Source organism: Marinomonas sp. S3726 (genome assembly GCF_000967665.1).
GTDB lineage: Bacteria > Pseudomonadota > Gammaproteobacteria > Pseudomonadales > Marinomonadaceae > Marinomonas.
The window spans coordinates 1-433 of the sequence record NZ_JXYC01000076.1; the positions used below are offsets into that span (position 1 = coordinate 1).

Below are 433 nucleotides of genomic sequence, written 5' to 3' on the forward strand. Positions count from 1 at the left end.
TTCCTCGATAGCTCAGTTGGTAGAGCAAATGACTGTTAATCATTGGGTCACTGGTTCGAGTCCAGTTCGAGGAGCCATTCGGAGTATAGCGCAGTCTGGTAGCGCGCCTGCTTTGGGAGCAGGATGTCGGGGGTTCGAATCCCTCTACTCCGACCATTAATTTATCGTCATCACCTTGTAATGGTGGGCGTAGCTCAGTTGGTAGAGCTCCGGATTGTGATTCCGGCGGTCGTGGGTTCAAGCCCCATCGTCCACCCCATTACAGATGATAGTTGGGTCGTTAGCTCAGTTGGTAGAGCAGTTGACTTTTAATCAATTGGTCACTGGTTCGAATCCAGTACGACCCACCAACTATCTCATTTAGAAATGCGCAACAAAATCAGTTAGCTACATTTCATCCAGAATTCGGTAATTCCTCGATAGCTCAGTTGGT

General features: G+C 48.5%; 4 tRNA genes. All 4 read left to right on the forward strand.

Annotated features, from left to right (window positions below):
- The first annotated feature begins 1 nt into the window (after position 1).
- The 4 genes from TW85_RS25080 (at position 2) to TW85_RS25095 (ending at position 350) form a co-directional block, all read left to right on the forward strand.
- Positions 2-77 (forward strand) — tRNA-Asn (locus TW85_RS25080).
- A gap of 2 nt (positions 78-79) precedes the next feature.
- A tRNA-Pro gene (locus TW85_RS25085) sits at positions 80-156 on the forward strand.
- A gap of 27 nt (positions 157-183) precedes the next feature.
- Positions 184-259, forward strand: a tRNA-His gene (locus TW85_RS25090).
- A 15-nt stretch (positions 260-274) separates the two neighbouring features.
- Positions 275-350 (forward strand) — tRNA-Lys (locus tag TW85_RS25095).
- Positions 351-433 lie beyond the last annotated feature (83 nt).